The 21,153-nt window shown below is 62.5% G+C and carries 19 protein-coding genes; 3 read left to right on the top strand and 16 right to left on the bottom strand.

Features of this window, described 5'->3' with window-relative positions; all coding sequences use genetic code 11:
* Positions 1-65: 65 nt before the first annotated feature.
* The 16 genes from KW841_RS19945 to paaF all read right to left on the bottom strand — a co-directional run bounded on the left by KW841_RS19945 (position 66) and on the right by paaF (position 17,789).
* Positions 66-377 (bottom strand): DUF6124 family protein, encoded by a 312-nt coding sequence (locus KW841_RS19945; protein ID WP_218479332.1) that lies wholly within the window; start codon positions 375-377, stop codon positions 66-68.
* A 592-nt stretch (positions 378-969) separates the two neighbouring features.
* Positions 970-3,027: a phenylacetic acid degradation bifunctional protein PaaZ gene (gene paaZ, locus KW841_RS19940; protein ID WP_218479330.1), complete on the bottom strand. Its 2,058-nt coding sequence runs from the start codon at positions 3,025-3,027 to the stop codon at positions 970-972.
* A gap of 58 nt (positions 3,028-3,085) precedes the next feature.
* Positions 3,086-4,339, bottom strand: a complete 1,254-nt coding sequence (locus KW841_RS19935) for an OprD family porin (RefSeq protein WP_218479328.1) — start codon at positions 4,337-4,339, stop codon at positions 3,086-3,088.
* 22 nt (positions 4,340-4,361) lie between these two features.
* Positions 4,362-6,008 (bottom strand): cation acetate symporter, encoded by a 1,647-nt coding sequence (locus KW841_RS19930; RefSeq protein ID WP_095968042.1) that lies wholly within the window; start codon positions 6,006-6,008, stop codon positions 4,362-4,364.
* Complete coding sequence (locus KW841_RS19925; protein WP_007978006.1) at positions 6,005-6,313, bottom strand: DUF485 domain-containing protein; 309 nt, start codon at positions 6,311-6,313, stop codon at positions 6,005-6,007. Before KW841_RS19925 ends, KW841_RS19930 begins: the two co-directional genes overlap by 4 nt.
* A gap of 177 nt (positions 6,314-6,490) precedes the next feature.
* Positions 6,491-7,567 (bottom strand): 1,2-phenylacetyl-CoA epoxidase subunit PaaE, encoded by a 1,077-nt coding sequence (gene paaE, locus KW841_RS19920; protein WP_218479326.1) that lies wholly within the window; start codon positions 7,565-7,567, stop codon positions 6,491-6,493.
* A 34-nt stretch (positions 7,568-7,601) separates the two neighbouring features.
* Positions 7,602-8,135 (bottom strand): 1,2-phenylacetyl-CoA epoxidase subunit PaaD, encoded by a 534-nt coding sequence (paaD, locus tag KW841_RS19915; protein WP_218479324.1) that lies wholly within the window; start codon positions 8,133-8,135, stop codon positions 7,602-7,604.
* On the bottom strand, positions 8,122-8,883 hold the full coding sequence (gene paaC, locus KW841_RS19910) for a 1,2-phenylacetyl-CoA epoxidase subunit PaaC (protein WP_218479322.1): 762 nt from the start codon (positions 8,881-8,883) through the stop codon (positions 8,122-8,124). The genes paaD and paaC overlap by 14 nt, the downstream gene beginning before the upstream one ends.
* 8 nt (positions 8,884-8,891) lie before the next feature.
* Positions 8,892-9,173, bottom strand: a complete 282-nt coding sequence (gene paaB, locus KW841_RS19905) for a 1,2-phenylacetyl-CoA epoxidase subunit PaaB (RefSeq protein WP_007943393.1) — start codon at positions 9,171-9,173, stop codon at positions 8,892-8,894.
* Positions 9,174-9,312: 139 nt separating this feature from the next.
* Positions 9,313-10,302, bottom strand: coding sequence for a 1,2-phenylacetyl-CoA epoxidase subunit PaaA (gene paaA, locus KW841_RS19900; protein WP_218479320.1), 990 nt, complete (start codon positions 10,300-10,302; stop codon positions 9,313-9,315).
* 1,290 nt (positions 10,303-11,592) lie between these two features.
* Complete coding sequence (paaK, locus tag KW841_RS19895) at positions 11,593-12,918, bottom strand: phenylacetate--CoA ligase PaaK (protein WP_218479317.1); 1,326 nt, start codon at positions 12,916-12,918, stop codon at positions 11,593-11,595.
* 98 nt (positions 12,919-13,016) lie between these two features.
* Positions 13,017-14,228 carry a 3-oxoadipyl-CoA thiolase gene (gene pcaF / locus KW841_RS19890; RefSeq protein WP_218479316.1) on the bottom strand — a complete coding sequence of 404 codons (1,212 nt, stop codon included), beginning with the start codon at positions 14,226-14,228 and terminating at the stop codon, positions 13,017-13,019.
* Entirely contained in the window at positions 14,221-14,670 is a 450-nt protein-coding gene (gene paaI / locus KW841_RS19885; protein WP_218479314.1) for a hydroxyphenylacetyl-CoA thioesterase PaaI, read from the bottom strand. Before paaI ends, pcaF begins: the two co-directional genes overlap by 8 nt.
* The gene (paaH, locus tag KW841_RS19880; protein ID WP_218479311.1) at positions 14,663-16,180 is read right to left on the bottom strand and encodes a 3-hydroxyacyl-CoA dehydrogenase PaaH; all 1,518 of its coding nucleotides are present in this window, start codon (positions 16,178-16,180) and stop codon (positions 14,663-14,665) included. Before paaH ends, paaI begins: the two co-directional genes overlap by 8 nt.
* Before the next feature lie 3 nt (positions 16,181-16,183).
* Positions 16,184-16,975, bottom strand: coding sequence for a 2-(1,2-epoxy-1,2-dihydrophenyl)acetyl-CoA isomerase PaaG (gene paaG / locus KW841_RS19875; RefSeq protein WP_218479310.1), 792 nt, complete (start codon positions 16,973-16,975; stop codon positions 16,184-16,186).
* A 40-nt stretch (positions 16,976-17,015) separates the two neighbouring features.
* The gene (gene paaF, locus KW841_RS19870; RefSeq protein ID WP_007972021.1) at positions 17,016-17,789 is read right to left on the bottom strand and encodes a 2,3-dehydroadipyl-CoA hydratase PaaF; all 774 of its coding nucleotides are present in this window, start codon (positions 17,787-17,789) and stop codon (positions 17,016-17,018) included.
* 349 nt (positions 17,790-18,138) lie between these two features.
* Here paaF and paaY point away from each other — a divergent pair, with 349 nt between their 5' ends.
* The 3 genes from paaY to feaR all read left to right on the top strand — a co-directional run bounded on the left by paaY (position 18,139) and on the right by feaR (position 20,804).
* On the top strand, positions 18,139-18,729 hold the full coding sequence (gene paaY, locus KW841_RS19865) for a phenylacetic acid degradation protein PaaY (RefSeq protein ID WP_218479308.1): 591 nt from the start codon (positions 18,139-18,141) through the stop codon (positions 18,727-18,729).
* A 135-nt stretch (positions 18,730-18,864) separates the two neighbouring features.
* Complete coding sequence (paaX, locus tag KW841_RS19860; RefSeq protein ID WP_218479306.1) at positions 18,865-19,788, top strand: phenylacetic acid degradation operon negative regulatory protein PaaX; 924 nt, start codon at positions 18,865-18,867, stop codon at positions 19,786-19,788.
* A gap of 101 nt (positions 19,789-19,889) precedes the next feature.
* A complete protein-coding gene (gene feaR / locus KW841_RS19855; RefSeq protein ID WP_218479304.1) occupies positions 19,890-20,804 on the top strand; it encodes a transcriptional regulator FeaR in 915 nt (304 codons plus the stop codon).
* The last annotated feature ends 349 nt before the right edge of the window (positions 20,805-21,153 follow it).

Genomic DNA, 21,153 nt, shown 5'->3' with positions numbered 1-21,153 from the left:
TTACAAATTCATGGGCATCCCTGAAACCCTTTGGGAGCTGCCGCAGGCTGCGATCTTTTGATCATCTACTCAGACGGATCGACGCGATCCAACGCCCGATTGACCGCCAATTCCCCCAGCATGATGACTTGCGCAATACCCAGCAGCGTATTGCGACTCGATCCCTCCGTCCGATCCGCCAGATCCATGGTCATGACATTGGCTGAAGCCAGCGATTCGCAGGCATGGGTCAGGAGGCTTTCGGTATCGAGTTCAGGATTAACGAAAAACATCGTGCACAGTTTGCGTGGAGTGGACTGTATGTCGGCGAATGAGGGGATGTGCTCGGAAGGTGTTTCCGAATAGTTGTTCGGCGGATTCGGTGTGGGTTTGATCATAAATGCTTCCCTTTCATAGTAGGGCCGCACCATTTCGCGACTAAACGTAGGGGTGGCGGCTGTGCGCAAGTTAGTCGACCGGCAAGGAAAGCAAAAACCGGCGCGTCCGAAGACGCCAAGCGCACAGCCACCATCGAGCGCAGGCTGATACCTGACTGATGATACTCATGCGACCGCTTAACCTTGCCCGGGCGACTAAACCCGATCACTGACAATCAGTGACGCGAATCAAGTTACCGAGCGGCCCCAAGGCGCACAAGCCGGCGGATTCTGGGGTATGTGTAGGCAACGACGCAAGGCACTGTGGCTTTCGGGAAGTAACCTCGCAGCCTTTTAAACAAGCAGTAACTTGCCCATAAAAACGCCGCGAATAAAGGCGCGCAAACCCCATTTGCCGCAGCCGCAATCATGCCCAAATTGATCTCATCAACCATCGAGAGGTGAAGTGAAGAAGCCGGTGGTACGTCAGGGAGACACGCATCAAAAGTCAAAAGATCGCAGCCTGCGGCAGCTCCTACAGGGGTGGCGTACACCCGGATGTACCCGATCCCTGTAGGAGCTGCCGAAGGCTGCGATCTTTTGCGCTTGACCCTTACTCTTCGCGCTTGACCACCAGGGTCAAAATGTCATAGCTGGCCACCAGCTCACCCAACTGGTTGGTGACCTCCACATCCCACGCCACCACCCCTTGCGGAATGCCCTGCGGGCTCTTCTTGCCCTGGTCGATCTTGCGTTTGCAGGTCAGGCGCGCCTGGATGGTGTCGCCGATGCCCACCGGGTTGATGAAGCGCAGGGTGTCCAGGCCGTAGTTGGCCAGCACCGGGCCGACGCCGGGGGATACGAACAACCCGGCCGCTGCCGACAGTACGAAGTAACCGTGGGCGATGCGCTTGCCGAATTGCGATTCCTTGGCCGCGATGTCGTCGAAGTGCATGTAGAAGTGGTCGCCCGACAGGCAGCCGAAGTTCACCAGGTCCGCTTCGGTGACGGTGCGGCGGTGAGTCAGCAGCGATTCGCCGATCTGCAGGTCCTGGAAATGGCGACGGAACGGATGCACGTCGGTTTCGATGACCTTGGCGCCGCGCACGTATTCGCCGGTGACCGCCGCCAGCATGGTCGGCGAACCTTGCACCGCCGCGCGTTGCAGGTAGTGTTTCACCGCGCGCAGGCCGCCGAGTTCTTCACCGCCGCCGGCACGGCCCGGGCCGCCGTGCTTGAGTTGTGGCAGTGGCGAGCCGTGACCGGTGGATTCGCCGGCGCAGTGGCGATCCAGCACCAGCAGGCGCCCGTGCCAGGCTGCGGCCACCGGAATCGCCTTGGCAGCGATCTGCGGATCCTTGGTCACCAGGCTGGCCACCAGGCTGCCTTTGCCGCGCGCGGCCAGGGCCAGGGCTTCGTCGAGATCGTCGTAGGCCATCAGGGTGCTGACCGGGCCGAACGCTTCGATGTCATGGGCACCGCCCTCGGCATGCGGGTCGCGGGCCTGCAACAGGGTCGGGGCGAAGAACGCGCCTTTGTCGACATGTTCACCGCGCGGTTCGAAACCGTCACGCGCACCGAACAGCATGTCGCTGCTCTGCAACAGGGCTTCCAGGCGCTCGGCCACGTCTTTCTGCTGGTCGTGGGAGGCCAGTGCGCCCATGCGCACGCCTTCCACCGACGGGTCGCCGACCACCACTTTGGCCAGGCGATCACGCAGACGGGTAGCGACTGCGTCGATGTGTTTGGCCGGCACGATGGCGCGGCGGATGGCGGTGCATTTCTGCCCGGCCTTGGTGGTCATTTCCCGGGCGACTTCCTTGATGAACAGCTCGAATTCCTCGTCGTCCGGGGTCACGTCCGGGGCGAGGATCGCGCAGTTCAGCGAGTCGGCTTCGGCGGTGAACGGCACCGAGTTGCGGATCAGGTTCGGGTTGACCCGTAGCTTGGCCGCCGTGTCGGCGGAACCGGTGAAGGTCACCACGTCCTGGCCCTGCAGGCGGTCGAGCAGGTCGCCGGTGCCGCCGATGATCAGTTGCAGGCTGCCCGCCGGGAGCAGGCCGGACTCATCCATCAGGCGCACCACGGCTTCGGTCAGGTAGCTGGTGGCGCTGGCCGGTTTGACGATGCACGGCATGCCGGCGAGGAAGCTCGGCGCGAACTTCTCCAGCATGCCCCAGATCGGGAAGTTGAAGGCATTGATATGTACGGCCACGCCACCGCGCGGCACGAGGATGTGGGTACCGGCGAAGGTGCCCATTTTGCTCAGTTGCAGCGCCGGACCTTCGTGGACGACGTTGCCCGACGGCAGTTCCCGCGAACCGAGGCTGGCGTAGGTGAACAGTGTGCTGTTGCCGCCTTCGATGTCGATCCAGCTGTCGGCACGGGTCGCGCCGCTGTGGTGGGAGATTGCGTAGAGCTGTTCCTTGCGCTCGCTCAGGTACAGGGCCAGGGCCTTGAGACGCTGGGCGCGCTGCTGGAAGTCCAGCGCCATCAAGCCGCTGATGCCCTGGCGACGGCCGTGCTCGATGGCTTCGGCGAAGTCCGGGCGTTCTTCATGGGTACGGAAGATTTCATGGCCGTCGATGGCGCTGCGCAGGATTTGTGCGCCGTGTTGGCCGATCCAGCGGCCGGCGATGAAGCTTTGCAGAGTTGCAGGTGAAGAGGGCATCACGATTGCTCCAGGTGATGAAGGGTTGTGGCGCGGCCGCGACCGCGCCCTTTCGGAATTACCAAAGCGCCAGGGTGTAGCCGACGATCAAGCGGTTCTCATCGAGGTCGGTCGTCAAGCCATTGCCGGAACGGAAGGTCACGTTGCGCCAGCGCAGGCTGACGTTCTTGAGCACACCGCTCTGGATGACGTAGCTGATATCTGTGTCGCGCTCCCATTCGCGACCGTTGTCGACGCTGCCCGCCTTGACGTGGCGGCCGTCGGTGTAGCGGGTCATGAAGGTCAGGCCGGGAATGCCTTGCGCCGCGAAGTCATAGTCGTAACGCAGCTGCCAGGAATCCTCCTCGGCGCGGGTAAAGGTGTTGAACGTCACCAGGTTGACCACGTAGGGGTCACCGCCGTTGAGGAACGGAAAGGCGCTGTCGCCGGACAATTGCTGGTAGGCGGCACTGACCTTGTGGGCACCGTGGGACAGCGTGAACATGCTGTTGAAGTTGCGGTTGTCGATACGCCCGGCCTGATCGGCACCGTCGCCCCGGCTGTCGAAGTAGCGCACATCGCTGCGCAGGTTGAAGCCGTTGCCCAGCGCTTGCGTATGCAGCAGTCCGGCGAATTGCTGGCGATAGATCTGGTCGAGCTTGCCGTAGTAGTAGCTCAGGTTCAGTTGCGGACTGAACGCATAGCTGCCACCACCGAAATCGAAGTGGTCGCTGGTGGCGGCGCCGTAGCCGATGTCATCGTTGCTGGAGGAGTCCCGCAGGTTGGCCTTGGTCAGGCGTCCGGCATTCACCGTCAGGCCGTCGATTTCCTGGCTGGTGAGCAAGCCACCTTCAAAGGTCGAACCCAGCAGGCGCGTGTCGTTGTAAGTGGCCACGGGCAACAAGGGTTGCAGGGTGCCGAGCTTCAACACGCTTTTGGATACTTTCAATTTGCCGGTCAGTCCCAGTTCGCTGTACTCGTCGTCGGGCTCATGGCTCTGCGGGCCAAACGGCAGCAGCCCGGTGCCACGGCGATCCGGGCTGGAGTCGAGCTTCAGCCCCAGCTCCCCCAATGCGTCGAGGCCGAAACCGAAGGTGCCGTCGGTAAATCCGGATTCGACACGCGCCGTGAAACCCTGGGCCCATTCCTCGGCCCTGGATTGCGGCGCGTTGTGCTGACGGAAGTCGCGGTTGATGTAGTGGTTGCGCATATCAATGCGGGCCTTGCTGTCGCCGATGAAGTCGGCCATGGCGCTAGGGGCGAACATGGGCAGGCTTAATGCGGCGGCCAGCGAAAACAGCGATTCACGAGGTGCGTTACGTGCGGGCTTCATTATTTTTATTCCCAGCCAATATTCAGTGTTTGCTGGCGCCGGTGGCACCGATGCCGGTCATCGAACGGATGAACTGCGCCAGATAACGACCGCGCTCGAGGGCTGCACGGGGCGAGGTGTCGGTGACGGAAAACAGCCATGCACTGAAGAACGCCAGGCTCATGGAAAACAGCGCCGGGTTGGAATACGGGAACAACGCCTTGTCGTGATGCATCACGTTGACCCACACCGCCGGGCTCAGCACCAGAAGGACAATCGCCGAGACCAGGCCGGACAGACTGCCGAGGACGGCGCCGCGGGTGGTCAGACCTTTCCAGTACATCGAGAGGAACAGCACCGGGAAATTCACCGACGCGGCGATGGCCAGTACCAGGCCCGAGAGGAAGGCAATGTTCTGCGACTCGAACAGCAGGCCGAGGATGATTGCCAGCACACCGATGCACAGGGTGGCGATTCGCGACACGCGCATTTCCTGCTGTTCCGTGGCCTGGCCCTTGCGCATCACGCAGGCATACAGGTCATGGGACACCGCCGAGGCGCCGGACAGGGCCAGCCCGGCAACCACCGCCAGAATGGTGGCGAAGGCGACCGCCGAGATGAAGCCGAGGAACAGGTTGCCGCCTACCGCTTGGGCCAGGTGCACGGCGATCATGTTGCCGCCGCCGATGATCGCACCGCTGGCGTCGCGGAACGCCGGATCGGTGCCGACCATGACGATGGCGCCGAAGCCGACGATGATCAGCAGCAAGTAGAAGTAGCCGATGAAACCGGTGGCGTAGAACACGCTTTTACGCGCTTCCTTGGCATCGCTGACGGTGAAGAAGCGCATCAGGATATGCGGCAGGCCGGCGGTGCCGAACATCATGCCAAGCCCCAGGGAAATCGCATCGACCGGGTTGGACAGCAAGCCGCCGGGGGCCATGATCGCGTTGCCCTTGGCATGCACGGCGGTGGCGCCGGCAAACATCGCCTCGGTGCTGAAGCCGAAGTGCTTGAGCACCATGAACGCCATGAAGCTGGTGCCGAACAACAGCATCACCGCCTTGATGATCTGCACCCAGGTGGTGGCGAGCATGCCGCCGAAGGTGACGTAGAACACCATCAGCACGCCGACCAGCATCACCGCATAGAGGTAGTCGATACCGAACAGCAATTCGATCAGCTTGCCGGCACCAACCATCTGCGCCACCAGGTACATCAGCGCCACGGTCAGGGTGCCGAAGGCCGAGGTCAGGCGCACCGGGGTCTGTTCCAGGCGATAGGACACCACGTCGGCAAAGGTGTATTTGCCCAGGTTGCGCAGGCGTTCGGCAATCAGGAACAGGATGATCGGCCAGCCGGCCAGCACGCCCAATGCATAGAGCAGTCCGTCGTAGCCATTGAGGAACATCATCGCGGATATGCCGAGGAACGAGGCGGCCGAGATCATGTCGCCGGCAATCGCCAGACCGTTCTGGAAACCGGTCATGCCGCCACCGGCGGTGTAGAAATCGGCGGCGGAGCGGGTGCGAAGTGCCGCCCAGCGTGTCACGCCGAGTGTGAATAGGACGAACACCAGGAACATGCCGATGGCGTTCCAGTTCAGCGGGCGGGAGACGCCGTCGGCGGCCACCGCGATATCAGTGACCACCGCCAGCGGCAGCAGGAACAAGGCGAGAAGGCGGTTCATCGGGCGCACTCCTGCTTGAGTTTTTCATTCAAAGGATCGATCACGTTGTTGGCGCGATAGACATAGAAGCCGGTCAGCGCGAAGGCCAGCCCGACGATCACGACACCCACCAGCATGCCCACGGTGGTCACGCCGCCGCTCAGGGATTGGCCGAGGGTAGAAGGGGAGAAAGCCACCAGCAGCACGAAGCCGTAATAGATCACCAGCATGGCCAGGCTCAGTGACCAGTACAGCTTCTGTTTGCGACGAACCAGCTGGATGAAATCCGGGTGCTGGCGGATGAGTTCTATTTCCTGGGGTGTCATGACGCGCGCTCCTTTGTTGTTTTTGTTTTGGGTGGTGAAGCAAGTACGGCGCGACCTCTGTAGGAGCGAGCCTGCTCGCGATGAACCTGAGATCGCCGCGGGGTATCAGGCAACCCGCGTCATCGTTCACGACCATCGCGAGCAAGCTCGCTCCTACAGGGGGGCGGTGCGGGCTGATCAGAGCTGATCGAAATCCAGCACCACCTTGTCGCTGATCGGGAACGCCTGGCACGACAGCACATAGCCGGCGGCCACTTCGTAGTCTTCCAGGGCGTGGTTGATGTCCATTTCCACTTCGCCTTCGATGACCTTGCACTTGCAGGTCGAGCACACGCCGGCCTTGCACGAGTAGGGCAATTCCGCACCTTGCTCGTTACCGGCGTCGAGGATGCTCTGGCTATTGCGCGGCAAGTCGAAGGCCAGGGCACGGCCGTCGCTGATCACGGTGATCTGGCTGACCGCCGCATCGACCTGGCGGGCGGCTTCGCGGGCGGCGCGTTTTTGCTCGCTGCCGACAGCGGCGAACAGTTCGAAATGGATGCGCTCAGGTGGCATGCCCTTGGCCTTGAGGCTGTCGCGCACGGTCTCGGTCATTTCCTGCGGGCCGCAGATAAACGCCGCATCGAGCGCCTTGACGTCGAGCCAGCGGGTGAACAGCTGCTCGCACTTCTCGGCGTTGATCCGGCCGTTGTACAGGTCGACGTCCTGCTGCTCGCGGCTGAACACGAAGATCAGGTTCAGGCGTTGCAGGTAGCGGTTCTTCAGGTCTTCCAGCTGCTCGCGGAACAGCGCGCCGGAGCTGGAGCGGTTGCCGTACAGCAGGGTGACGCGGCTGTGGGGTTCGGTTTCCAGGGTGGTCTTGATGATCGACAGGATCGGCGTGATCCCGCTGCCCGCGGCCACGGCCAGGTAGTGGCCGTGGCGAGCCGGGTCGAGCTCGACGCAGAAATGCCCGGCAGGCGGCATCACTTCCAGGGTGTGCCCGGCCTTGAGCTGTTCGTTGGCAAACGCCGAAAAGCGTCCACCGGCCACACGCTTGACCGCGATACGCAGTTCACCGTCGTTGACCCCGGTGCAGATCGAATAGGAGCGGCGTACTTCTTCGCCGTCCAGTTGGGTGCGCATCACCAGGTGCTGGCCCTGGGTGAAATGAAAGCTGTCTTGCAGGTGCTGCGGAATCTCGAAGGCGATGGACACCGCGTCACGGGTCTCGGCGCGCACGTCCTTGATGGTCAGGCTGTGAAATTTGCTCATTGTTGTTCTCCAGCTGGGACGGCCGATTCGCCGCTCAGATGCACTTGAAATAGTCGAACGGTTCCCGGCAATCGACGCAGCGGTACAGCGCCTTGCAGGCAGTGGAGCCGAACTCGCTGAGCACCTCGGTGTGGGCGCTGCCGCATTGCGGGCACACAACCTGCGGGCTTTCGCCGAGCAGGCTGCGCTTGCTGGTGCTGCCCTCGGGCGGTGCGATGCCGTAGGCGCGCAGGCGTTCACGGCCGCTGTCGCTGATCCAGTCGGTGGTCCAGGCCGGGGTCAACTTGCGCTCCAATTGCGGGGCCTTGAACCCGGCGAGTTCCAGGGCTTCGCGGATATCGCTCTCGATCACTTCGGTGGCCGGGCAACCGGAGTAGGTTGGCGTGACCACCACGTGAAGGTGGCCGACCTGCCAGTCCAGGTCGCGGACGATGCCCAGGTCAACCACGCTGACCACCGGCACTTCCGGGTCCATGACCTCTGCCAGAATCGCCCAGGCGGCAGCCAGATCGGTGGGCCCCGCCGGCCGGGCGCCGAGGTCGCTGGCGATCAGCTCACCAGGTTGCATCGGGGTACGCTCGTGGCAGGCACTGCATCTCGGCCAGCAGGATGCCCAGGTGTTCGCTGTGCAGGCCCTTGCGGGCATTCAGGTAGAAATAGCTCGGCGCAGCGGGAACGGGCAGGGTGGCGCTGGCGAAGATCTGCTCGACTTTGGCTTGCCACTGGGCGGCCACGCTGGCGATGTCCGGGGTGATGCCGGCGTCGCACAGGCGCTGCTCGCTGTCGTCGGCGGCGATCAGTTCGACGGTGAAGCGCCAGACTTCAGGGATGGCCGCGAGCATGCGTCGATTACTTTCCTCGGTGCCGTCGCCCAGACGTTCGATCCACTCGCCGGAGCGGCGCAGGTGATAGGTCACTTCCTTCACCGCCTTGGCGGCGATCCCGGCGATGCGTTCGTCGCTGGACTGGCTCAGGCTCTGCAACACCGGCAAGTGCCAGGCGTCGTAGAGGAACTGCTTGAGCATGGTCACCGCGAAGTCGCCGTTGGGTTGTTCCACCAGCAGCAGATTGCGGTAAGCGCGCTCGTCACGACGGAACGCCAAGTGATCGGCGTCACGGCCGTCGTCCAGCAGTTCGGCGGCGTATTCCAGCCAGTTGCGCGCCTGGCCTACCAGGTCGAGGCCGACGTTCATTAGTGCCAGCTCTTCTTCCAGTGCCGGTGCCTTGCCGCACCACTGGCACAGGCGCTGGCCCTGGATCAGGGCGCTGTCGCCGAGGCGCAGCAGGTATTCGATCAGATCAGTCTTGTTGTCCATGGTCGACCTCACATGTGCCCGACTTCGGCCGGCAGCTCGTAGAAGCTGGCGTGGCGGTAGACCTTGTCGTCCGACGGGTCGAACAGCGGGTCTTTTTCATCCGGTGACGAGGCGGTGATCAATGCCGAAGGCACCACCCACAGGCTCACGCCTTCGCTGCGACGGGTGTAGAGCTCGCGCGCGTTTTCGATGGCCATGGTGGTGTCGGCGGCATGCACGCTGCCGACGTGCTTGTGGTTCAGGCCGTGCTTGCTGCGCACGAAAACTTCGAAGAGGGTCCACTCGGACATTTCAGTTACTCCACATAGAGGCTCTGTAGGAGCGAGCTTGCTCGCGATGTACCCGTGAGCACCGCGGGGTGTCAGGCAACCAACGTTAACGTTGACGACCATCGCGAGCGAGCTCGCTCCTACAGGGGGTACGGTTGTCTTAGGCGGCGTTCTTGTTTTGTTTTTTGCGGGCGTGGGCGACGGCGGCTTCGCGCACCCAGGCGCCGTCTTCGATCGCCTTGCGGCGGGCGGCGACGCGCTCCTGGTTGCACGGGCCGTTGCCCTTGAGCACCTCGTAGAATTCGTTCCACTGGATTTCGCCGAAATCGTAGTGGCCGCGCTCGGCGTTCCACTTCAGGTCCGGGTCGGGGCAGGTGCAGCCCAGCAGTTCCAGCTGCGGGATGGTCTGGTCGATGAAGCGCTGGCGCAGTTCGTCGTTGCTCTGGCGCTTGATTTTCCAGGCCATGGACTGGGCGCTGTTCGGCGAGTGTTCGTCGCTTGGGCCAAACATCATCAGCGACGGCCACCACAGGCGGTTGATCGCGTCCTGGACCATGTCTTTTTGCGCCTGGTTACCGTGGCGCATCATGGTCAGGAGGATTTCGTAGCCCTGGCGCTGGTGAAAGCTCTCTTCCTTGCAGATGCGGATCATCGCCCGGGAATACGGGCCGTAGGAGGTGCGCTGCAGCACCACCTGGTTGACGATCGCCGCGCCATCCACCAGCCAGCCCACCGCGCCCATGTCGGCCCAGTTCAGCGTCGGGTAATTGAAGATGCTCGAATACTTGGCCTTGCCGCTGTGCAGTTTGGCGATCTCTTCATCACGGTCGGCGCCGAGGGTTTCCATGGCGCTGTACAGGTACAGGCCGTGGCCGGCTTCGTCCTGGATCTTGGCCATCAGTTGCAGTTTGCGTTTGAGCGACGGCGCGCGGGTGACCCAGTTGCCTTCGGGCAGCATGCCGACGATTTCGGAGTGGGCGTGCTGGGAAATCTGCCGGATCAGGGTCTGGCGGTAGGCATCTGGCATCCAGTTCTTGGCTTCGATCTTGATTTCTGAATCGATTTTTTCCTGGAAGGCGCGTTCCTGGTCGGACATTTCCGAGAGGTCCTTGATGCGCTTTACGCCTGTTTCTACGAGCTGTGCGTACATTTTTGAGTTCCCGCCTTGAATCTGTTCTGGGGCATGGGGACTTTATAAGCGATACAGAATTTAATATCAAACACAAAATGACGTGTCGTATTTGTTTTTTGTATCGCTTTGGGTGGGTGGTCGCTTTTTGGGGCGGGCCACCTGTGGGAGCGAGCCTGCTCGCGAAGGCGGCCTGACAGCCGACCTGTCTTTTGTTGATTGCGTACATATCCATTCCTGCGGTAATGGCGGCTGGCGGTTTCGCCCTTACGGCGAGTCACTTTTTTTACAAGCGCCTAAAAAAAGTAACCAAAAAAACGCTCGCCCCGAACGTACGGCCCCTCGCTAAGGCTCGGGGTTCCTTCGCTCCGGCATTCATCCGGGGGCATTGCCCTCCGGTCGGCTTCGCTTCGACCTACATGCAATGAGTTCGACTGCGTCGAACGGCGCTGCGCGCCAGTCCCCGGATGAACACCTGCGCTCAGCCTGCCGAGGGGGCGGGTGGATCAAGATCAAGAGCTGCAGGCGAGCTAACGCTCGGCCTGTTGAGTGGTGAAGAGCGGCGTGGTGTGGGCTGCTCTGTCTTTGCTTTTCTGTGGGAGCGAGCTTGCTCGCGATGGCGGCCTGACAACCGACCAAGATCTTGCTGATGCCCACCGTTCAAATTGTGGGAGCGGGCTTGCCCGCGAAGGCGGCCTGCCAGCCGACCAATCTCTCGCAGGCATACCCGGATCAACTGTGGGAGCGAGCCTGCTCGCGAAGACGGCCTGCCAGCTGACCGAAATCTTGCTGATGTACTGAGTACCTGTGGGAGCGAGCTTGCTCGCGATGGCGGCCTGACAGGCGCAGGTACCTCACAGATGAACGAACCCAACAACCAGGCCGGCCGGTAGGCCGCCTCGGACGCTGTTGCGGTGTACGCCCCCTCGTGAGGCCGAGTGGAGGTTCTGCGCAGTGGGCAACCCGGCATGGATGCCGGGTTAGCCGCCCCCGGCCATGGATGGCCGATGGCGGCGGGCCCACGGCGCAGGACCGGAGCGAGGGAATGCCGAGCCACAGCGAGGCACCGAATGTCAGGGGCAAGAGCGTTTGGTTACTTTGCGCTTTTCAAAGTGACCCGCTAAGAGCGGAACCATAGGAGGCCGTTACCGAAGAAACGGATATGTACGCAATCAACAAAAGACAGGCCGGCAGTCAGGCCGCCTTCGCGAGCAAGCTCGCTCCCACAGGGATTGTGCTCGGCTCCAGAGTCGGTAAAGCCCGGCCAAAAAAAAGCCCCGCAAATAAGCGGGGCCATAAAGGGTGCAGCAGTCATGCTTTAGGACGTTTATCCACCACGTGGCAAGCCTTGCCCTCCGACCGCTTGATCGAATGAAACGGCTGCAAAACAACCCGCGAACTGATCCCGATATACGTCTTGATGTGTTTGCTCAATTCCCCGCAAACAGCCTTCTGCTGTTCTTCGCTCAGGTGCTGGTGCTCAGCCTTCAACTCGACATGCACATCAACGCTGTCCAGGTTGCCATTGCGATACAGATGGATCTCATAGCACTCGGCGAGTTGTTTGACTTTGAGTACCTGTTCCTCGATCTGCGTCGGAAACACGTTGACCCCACGGATGATCAGCATGTCGTCGCTGCGTCCGGTGATCTTGTCGATGCGGCGCATCGGTCGCGCGGTACCCGGCAGCAGGCGCGTCAGGTCGCGGGTGCGGTAGCGGATCATCGGCAGGGCTTCTTTGCTCAGGGAGGTGAACACCAGTTCGCCCATCTGGCCGTCCGGCAGTACTTCGCCAGTGATCGGGTCGATGATTTCCGGGTAGAAGTGGTCTTCCCAGATGGTCGGGCCGTCCTTGGTTTCGGCGCATTCCATGGCGACACCTGGCCCCATGATTTCCGACAGGCCGTAGATGTCCAGGGCGGTGATGCCCAGGCGCGCCTCGATGGCGCTGCGCAGTTCGGCGGTCCAGGGTTCGGCGCCGAAGATGCCCAGGCGCAGGGCCAGTTTGTGCGGGTCGATGCCCTGGCGCTCGATTTCGTCGGCGATGTTGAGCATGTACGACGGCGTGACCATAATGATGTCCGGCTGGAAATCCTTGATCAGTTGCACTTGTTTTTCGGTCTGGCCGCCGGACATCGGGATCACCGTGCAGCCCAGGCGTTCGGCGCCGTAGTGGGCGCCGAGGCCGCCGGTGAACAGGCCGTAGCCATAGGAGATGTGCACCTTGTCGCCACGGCGGCCACCGGCGGCGCGGATCGAGCGGGCCACCACGTTGGCCCAGGTGTCGATGTCGTTCTGGGTGTAGCCGACCACGGTCGGTTTGCCGGTGGTGCCGCTGGACGCGTGCAGGCGCACGATGTCGTTCATCGGCACGGCAAACATGCCGTAGGGGTAGTTGTCGCGCAGGTCGGACTTGGTGGTGAAAGGGAATTTCGCCAGGTCGTCGAGGGACTTGATGTCGTCCGGGTGTACGCCCAGCGCATCGAAGCGCTGACGGTACAGCGGCACGTTGTTGTAGGCGTGGTTCAGGCTCCAGCGCAGGCGCTCCAGCTGATGCTGGCGCAACTCGTCGATGCTGGCGGTTTCCAGCGGGTCCAGCACAGGGTTCAGCACGGCTTGGGCAATTGGCATGTTCATGTGTTCACTCGAATTGTTTTTGTGTTCCAGCCCTTTTGCACAAGGGCTTTGAGTGCATGCCCCAAGGATACCTCTCGGCTCCTCGGGAATCGCGATCTTTAGTGGGATAGACGCTCGATGATCAGCGCGATCCCCTGGCCGACGCCGATGCACATGGTGCACAGGGCGTAGCGGCCGTTACGTTCCTCAAGCTCATGAAGGGCGGTGGTCACCAGTCGCGCGCCGCTCATGCCCAACGGGTGGCCGAGGGCGATGGCACCGCCGTTGGGGTTCACCCGCGGATCGGTGTCGCTCAGGCCAAGCTCGCGCAGCACCGCCAGACCCTGTGCGGCAAACGCTTCGTTGAGCTCGATCACGTCCATGTCGGCCAGGCTCAGGTTGGCCACTTCCAGCACCTTGCGCGTGGCCGGCACCGGGCCGATGCCCATGATCCGTGGTTCGACGCCGGCAGTGGCCATGGCCACGACCCGGCCACGGGCGGTCAGGCCGTGGCGCTTGGCGACTTGCGGGCTGACCAGTAACAGCGCACAGGCACCGTCGTTGACCCCGGAGGCATTGCCGGCGGTGATGCTGCCGCCTTCGCGGAACGGCGTGCCCAGTTTGGCAAGCTGTTCGAGCGTGGTGTCGCCCCGTGGATGTTCGTCGTGCTCGACCACTTTGGCCGGGCCTTTGCGCTGCGGGATTTCCACGGCGACGATTTCCTTCGCCAGGCGCCCATTGGTCTGGGCGGCCGCTGCACGCTGCTGGCTGCGCAGGGCGAAGGCGTCCTGGTCGGCCCGGGAGATGTTGAACTGTTCGGCGACGTTCTCCGCGGTTTCCGGCATGGAGTCGATGCCGTAGGCCTTTTTCATCAGCGGATTGACGAAACGCCAGCCGATGGTGGTGTCGAAGATTTCCGCCGAACGGGAAAACGCCTGCTCGGCCTTGCCCATCACCAGCGGCGCGCGGGACATCGATTCCACGCCGCCGACCAGCATCAACCCGGTCTCGCCGCTGCGAATCGCCCGGGCAGCCGTGCCCACCGCGTCCAGTCCGGAGCCGCACAGGCGATTGAGGGTGGTGCCTGGCACGCTGACCGGCAATCCGGCCAGCAGCGCCGACATGCGCGCGACGTTGCGGTTGTCTTCGCCGGCCTGGTTGGCGCAGCCGTAGATCACGTCGTCGACGGTACTCCAGTCGACTTGCGGGTGGCGGCGCAGCAGTTCGCGCAGCGGCACCGCACCGAGGTCGTCGGCGCGCACGCCGCTCAGGACCCCGGCGTAGCGGCCTATCGGGGTGCGGACGGCGTCGATGATCAGGGCGTCATTCATTCGGGTTCTCCTGCGTCAGCACCGGGCCGCGCACTTTGTAGGATTTGCCATGGAACAGGGCGATCAACTGGCCCTGCTGGTTTTCGATGCGTACGTCGTAGTTGCCGGTGCGCCCGGAACGGCTCTGCTCGATGCAGTCGGCATTGAGCGTGTCACCCAGGCGGGCCGGGGCGATGTAGTCGATGCTGCAACCGATGGCCACGGTGGCTTCGTTGTAGCTGTTGCAGGCAAAGGCGAACGCCGAATCGGCGAGGGCGAACAGGTAGCCGCCGTGGCAGGTGCCGTGGCCCTGGACCATGTCGGCGCGCACGGTCATGCCCACTCGCGCGCAACCGGGTGCGGCCGAGAGCAGGCGCATGCCCATGGCCTGGCTGGCGGCGTCGCGCTGGAACAGCGATTGCGCGCATTCACTGGCCAGGGTCATGGCTTCGTGGTTAGTCATGGAAGTTTCTCCCTTCGGCGACGCGACGGCGCAGCAACAGCGACGGCCGGTAGCGTTCTTCGCCGTAACTGGCTTGCAGGTTTTCCAGCGTTTGAAGAATGTGCGACAGGCCAATGGCATCGGCCCAGGCCAGCGGCCCTTGCGGATAATTGACCCCGGCGCGCATCGCCAGATCGATGTCGGCGGCCGACGCGACGCCTTGCAGCAGGGCGTCGGCGGCTTCGTTGGCGAGCATCGCCACGGTGCGCAGGACGGCGAGGGCCGGGCTGTCGCTGAGCAGGCTGACCTTGAGGCCGGCCCGTTGCAGCAGGGCCACGCCTTGTTCAAGGGCCAGCGGGTCAATGCCGTTCGAATAGCTGATGGCGATGCGTTGGGCCTTGCTGTAATCGAACGCCAGATCCAGCAGGATCAGGTTGCGCAGCCCGTCTTCGCGAGCCCGCTGACAGGCCATGCGCCCATCGCTCAAGGCCAGAACGGCATCACCGACTCGCAGCAAGCCCTGACCATCACGCTGGACGATCTCGACGCCTTGTTCATTCAAGCGTGCGAGCAAGCCTTGAGCGATACCGAGGTCGCCTTCCACGGCACAGACCTCGACCTTCGCATCGCTGCTGATTTCAGTCGCTTGCGGACGTTCCGCGCCTTGGGCGTAGCGGTAGAAACCCTGGCCGCTCTTGCGTCCCAGGCGTCCACCGTCCACCAGTTCTTTCTGGATCAACGACGGCAGGAAGCGCGTGTCCTGGTAATAAGCGTCGAACACCGAGCAGGTCACGGCGTAGTTGACGTCGTGGCCGATCAGATCGGTCAGTTCGAATGCGCCCATGGCAAAACCGCCGGCCTCGCGCATCAGGGCATCCAGTGTCGGGCAGTCGGCCGCGCCTTCCTGCAGCATCCGCAGGCTTTCGGCATAGAACGGCCGGGCCACGCGGTTGACGATGAAGCCCGGCGTGGAGCGGGTATGCACCGGTTTTTTGCCCCAGGCCTTGGCGGTGTCGTACAGGCACTCAGCCAAGACGGGATTGCTGGCCAGGCCGGAAACGATTTCCACCAACGCCATGACCGGCGCCGGGTTGAAGAAGTGCAGGCCGAGCAAGCGTTCTGGATGCTCAAGCTGCGCGGCGATGCTGGTGATCGATAGCGACGAGGTGTTGCTGGCGAGAATGCAGTGCTCGCCGCAGATGCCTTCGAGCTGACGGAACAGTGCACGCTTGACCTCGAGGTTCTCGACGATGGCTTCGATGATCAGCTCGCAATCGGCCAGGGCTTCGATGGCTTCCACCGCTTGCAGGCGGGCAATGGTTGCGCTGCGTGACTCGGCGGACAGCTTGCCGCTCTCGACCCGTTTGCCCAGTTGCCGATCGATACCTTCAATGGCCTGGGCGGCGGCACCGGGGCGATTGTCCAGCAGCAATACCGGATGGCCGGCTTGCGCCGCGACCTGGGCGATGCCGGCACCCATGGCCCCGGCGCCGATCACGGCGATGCGTGCAGAGGTGTTCAATGCGGTCATGACTCAGCGCCCCTTGAAGCTTGGGGTGCGTTTTTCCATGAAGGCGCCGACGCCTTCGCGATAGTCCTCGCTGCGCCCGGCCAGGCGTTGCAGGTCGCGCTCCAGTTCCAGCTGTTCGTCGAAGCTGTTGCTCAGGCTGGCGTTGAGGCTGCGTTTGATCAGCGCCAGGCCGTAGGTGGGTTGAGTGGCGAGGTGGCGGGCCAGTTTCAGCGCTTCGTCGCGCAGGGCGGCGTCGTCCACGCACTGGTAGATCAAGCCCCATTGTTCGGCCTGTTCAGCGCTCAGGCGATTGCCAAGCAAGGCCAAAGCCTTGGCTCGGGCCATGCCGACCAGGCGCGGCAAGGTCCAGGTGCCACCGGAATCGGGAATCAGGCCGATCTTGCAGAACGCCTGGATGAAACTGGCCGAACGCGCCGCCAGCACCAGGTCGCAGGCCAGCGGAATGTTGGCGCCGGCACCGGCGGCGACGCCGTTGACCGCGCAGATCACCGGCAGCGGCAGGTCGCGCAACTGGCGGATCAGCGGGTTGTAGAACTTCTCGATGGATTCGCCCAGGTCCGGCACGGCGCTGCCCGGCGCGACATTGCGGTCGCTCAGGTCCTGCCCGGCGCAGAAGCCGCGACCTTCACCGGTCAGCAGTAAAACGCGCACGTCAGGGTTCTGCCGCACTTGCTTGAGAGCTTCTTTCACTTCGCCGTGCATCTGGGTGTTGAAGCTGTTGAGCTGCTCCGGCCGGTTGAGGCTGAGCAGGGCGACGCCGGCGTCGATGGAAAACAGGATGTGTTCGAAGTTCATGGTCTGGGCGTTCTCTTGGCAGTCGTTCGAATTCGTTGGATTACTGGCCGGTGAAGGTCGGCGCGCGTTTTTCCTGGAAGGCCGCAATGCCTTCGTCGCGGTCGCGGGTGCCGGCCAGCACGGTGAAAGCGTGGCGCTCGAAGCGCAGGCCGCTGGCCAGGTCGGTGTCCATGGCCTTGAGCAGCGCTTCCTTGGCCAGGCGTACGGCCAGTGGCGCCTTGGCGGCAATGCCGCGGGCGATGTGCAGGGCGCGGTCGACGGTGAACTCCGGTTGAGTCACTTCGCTGACCAGGCCGGCGCGCTGGGCCTGGCGGGCGTCGATCGGCTCGCCGGTGAGAACCATCTGCATGGCCATGGATTTGCCCACGGCGCGCAGCAAACGTTGGGTGCCTCCGGCGCCGGGCATGATCCCGAGGTTGATTTCCGGCTGGCCGAAGCGCGCGTCTTCCCCGGCAATGATGATGTCGGCGTGCATCGCCAGTTCGCAGCCACCGCCGAGGGCGAAGCCGTTGACCGCGGCGATCAGCGGTTTGCTGAAACGGGTGATGGTTTGCCACGAGGCCTGGCGTGGGTCGTCGAGGATGCCGACCAGGTTGCGTTCGGCCATTTCCTTGATGTCGGCGCCGGCGGCGAAGGCCTTGCGGCTGCCGGTGAGGACCACGGCGCGGGTGTCGGGGTCGGCTTGCGCGGCGTTCAGTTCAGCGGCCAGTTCGCCCAGCAATTCGGTGGTCAAGGCGTTCAGGGCTTGCGGGCGCTGCAGGGTAATCAGGCGGACGCCAGGCTCGATCAATTCGACGGCAAGGGTCAGAGGCATGGCGGATGCCCTCAGGGTGCACGCTCGGCGTGGTGCCGGCTCGTTATTGGATCGGCCTCAGGGGGCCGGTTTTGCCCAAGTATAGCTACAATGCGATACGAAAATGCAATATGAAAATAGAATTAATGTGTCTTAATTGTGTGGTTTTCGATTTGTTGTCTTTCTGGTCGAGGGGCGCTGATAACGGTTTTTTCCTTGAGTTCATTGGGTTTTGTAGCGTTTTAAGGGGCGCGTTGAGCGTCGTCGAAACGGTGCGTTTCAAGTGATACGGTTTTTAGTCTTTGTGCTGGTAAAAGTGATGTGATACAAAATAGGCCATTATTTGCATCGCTTTGCGAAGGAACCTGCCATGACCTGCTACAGCCTTGATGGCCTGACTCCGGTGGTTGATCCGAGCGCTTATGTGCACCCCTCTGCCGTATTGATCGGCGACGTGATCATCGGCCCGCATTGTTATGTCGGTCCGCTGGCCAGCCTGCGCGGGGACTTCGGGCGGATCGTGCTGGAGGAGGGCGCCAACCTGCAGGACACCTGCGTAATGCACGGCTTCCCCGACAGCGACACGGTGGTGGAGCGCAACGGCCACATCGGCCACGGCGCGGTGCTGCACGGGTGCCGGATCGGCGCCGATGCGCTGGTGGGCATGAATGCGGTGGTGATGGACAACGCCCGGATCGGCCCGCGTTCATTCGTGTCGGCGGCGGCGTTCGTCAAGGCCGGCTTCGAGTGCCCGGAGCAGTCGCTGGTCATGGGCGCACCGGCCGGCATCAAGCGCAGCCTCAGCGATCAGGAAGTGGCGTGGAAACAGGCCGGCACCCGGGAGTATCAGCAACTGGCCCAGCGTTGCCTCGAGCAGATGCAGGTGTGCGAACCGCTGAGCGAACCGGAACCGGATCGCCCGCGTATCAGTGACAGTGGCCTTCGACCGAAAAGCAGCTGATCCCCGTGTAGGAGCTGCCGAAGGCTGCGATCTTTTGATTTTGTTTTTTTAAAAATCAAGATCAAAAGATCGCAGCCTTCGGCAGCTCCTACGGAGTTTCGGTATATTCCTTTTCTTTTTTTGCACGGAACGCCCATGTCGTCCCTGACTCCCTTGAACCACCTGATTACCCGCTTCCAGGAGCAGACGCCGATCCGCGCCAGTTCCTTGATCATCACGTTGTACGGGGATGCCATCGAACCCCATGGCGGCACCGTGTGGCTGGGCAGTCTGATTCAGTTGCTCGAACCCATCGGCATCAACGAGCGGCTGATCCGCACCTCGATTTTTCGCCTGACCAAGGAAGGCTGGCTGACCGCCGAGAAAGTCGGTCGCCGCAGTTACTACAGCCTGACGGGCACCGGTCGTCGCCGTTTCGACAAGGCCTTCAAGCGGGTCTACAGCACCACGATGCCGGCCTGGGATGGTTCCTGGTGCCTGGTGATGCTTTCGCAACTGACCCAGGACAAACGCAAACAGGTGCGCGAGGAACTGGAATGGCAAGGCTTCGGCGCGATTTCGCCGATGGTGCTGGCCTGTCCGCGCAGTGATCGTTCCGACGTCAACGCGACCCTGCTCGACCTCGGCGCCCAGGAAGACACCATCGTCTTCGAAACCACCGCCCAGGACGTGCTGGCCTCCAAGGCCCTGCGCCTGCAGGTACGCGAGAGCTGGAACATCGAGGAGTTGGCCGCGCATTACAGCGAGTTCATCCAGTTGTTCCGGCCGCTGTGGCAAGCCCTGCGCGAGCAGGAAAACCTGCAACCGGCCGACTGCTTCCTGGCGCGGGTGCTGTTGATTCACGAGTACCGCAAGCTGCTGCTGCGCGACCCGCAACTGCCGGACGAGTTGCTGCCCGGCGATTGGGAAGGCCGCGCCGCCCGCCAGTTGTGCCGCAACATTTACCGTTTGATCTACGCCAAGGCCGAAGAATGGCTGAACGCCGCACTGGAAACGGCCGACGGCCCGTTGCCGGATGTCGGAGAAAGCTTCTATCGGCGTTTTGGCGGACTGAAGTAGCACGTCATTGTTCAGGAAGTGGTGCGGTTCAGGAGACTCGAAGCATCCGGTGTCGTGTGGATTGACGTAGACAATAAAAATAAGCCTGCGTGAGGCCTGACATGATTTCTACAACAGCACAGCGCCATGAAGGGTTCGACCAGTGGATCCATCAGATCAACCAGATCTGTGGCGCCTTCAACGCACAACCCCTGGGCAGCGAATTTGCCGGGCGCATCCGCGAATACCAGAGCGATGCGCTCAAACTCAGTTTCGTCGACGTGTGCCAGGCGCGGTTGTACCGTACACCCCAGGAAGTCGCGGCGAGCGAGGGCGGCAAGTACTTCGCGGTGTTCCAGCTCGACGGCACGGCGGGCATGGCCCAGGGCGACGACAAGGTCTTGCTGTCCCCCGGCGACATCACGCTGATCGATGCCTCCCGCCCCAGCGATTTCACCTACGGCGAAAACTCCCGGCAGTTGTCGTTGATCCTGCCGTATCAACTGGTCGAGCAAACCCTGCGCTTCAACCCGGTCAAGTGCGGCCACCGGATTGCCGCGACCTCGCCCATCGCCATGCTCTCGCACCGGCTGATCCTCGATGCCACCCGCCAGCAACACCTGACCCGACAGGAAAGCGAAGCGACCCTGGAGGCGATCGTCAGCCTGCTGCGCCCGGCGATCAGCCAGGCCGACGATTGCACCGATGCCCATGAGCGGATCTTCCGCAAGACGCTCACCTGTATCGACGAAAACATTCGCTCCGAAGACCTGTGCCCGGAATGGCTGGCGCGGGAAGTCGGCATGTCCACCCGTGGCCTGTACCGGATGTTTGCCAAGAAAGGGCTGGTGGTGGCGCGCTACATCAAGAACCGTCGCCTGGACCTGTGCGCCGAATCCCTGCGCCAATCGGGCAAGGAGCAGAAGTTGTCGGTGCTGGGGTATTCGTGGGGGTTTTCCGATTCGAGCTACTTCTCCACCGCGTTCAAGTCGCGCTTCGGCATTGCGCCGGGGGAGTATCGCAAGCGGTATGCCTGATGAATTTTCATGAACACCGAATAACCCTGTGGGAGCGAGCTTGCTCGCGAAGGCGTCGTGTCAGTCGACATCAATGTCAATGACAGACCGCTTTCGCGAGCAAGCCCGCTCCCACAGGTATTGCGTACGACCTGGTTACTTCGGTGTGCTGAGGTTCAACGTCGGCGTTTCATCGAAGAGGTTCCACGGATGCTTCTGCTGGGTGCGTAGGATGCTTCCGAGTGTTGGTGCACCTAACCTGTAGGACCGTTCGCTATCTTGTCGGCGCCCAATGCCGCAGCTGCTTTTTGACAGGGTTAAACCGTTCGGGGCGAACGCTACTGCAGAGCGCAAACCCTGCTCGTTTAAA

Origin of the sequence: Pseudomonas sp. PDM28, assembly GCF_019219115.1 — a bacterium.
In the GTDB taxonomy this organism is placed as follows: Bacteria; Pseudomonadota; Gammaproteobacteria; order Pseudomonadales; family Pseudomonadaceae; genus Aquipseudomonas; species Aquipseudomonas laurylsulfatiphila.
Note: the sequence above shows the minus strand (reverse complement) of the source record. Positions and strands in the feature narration are given on the sequence as shown.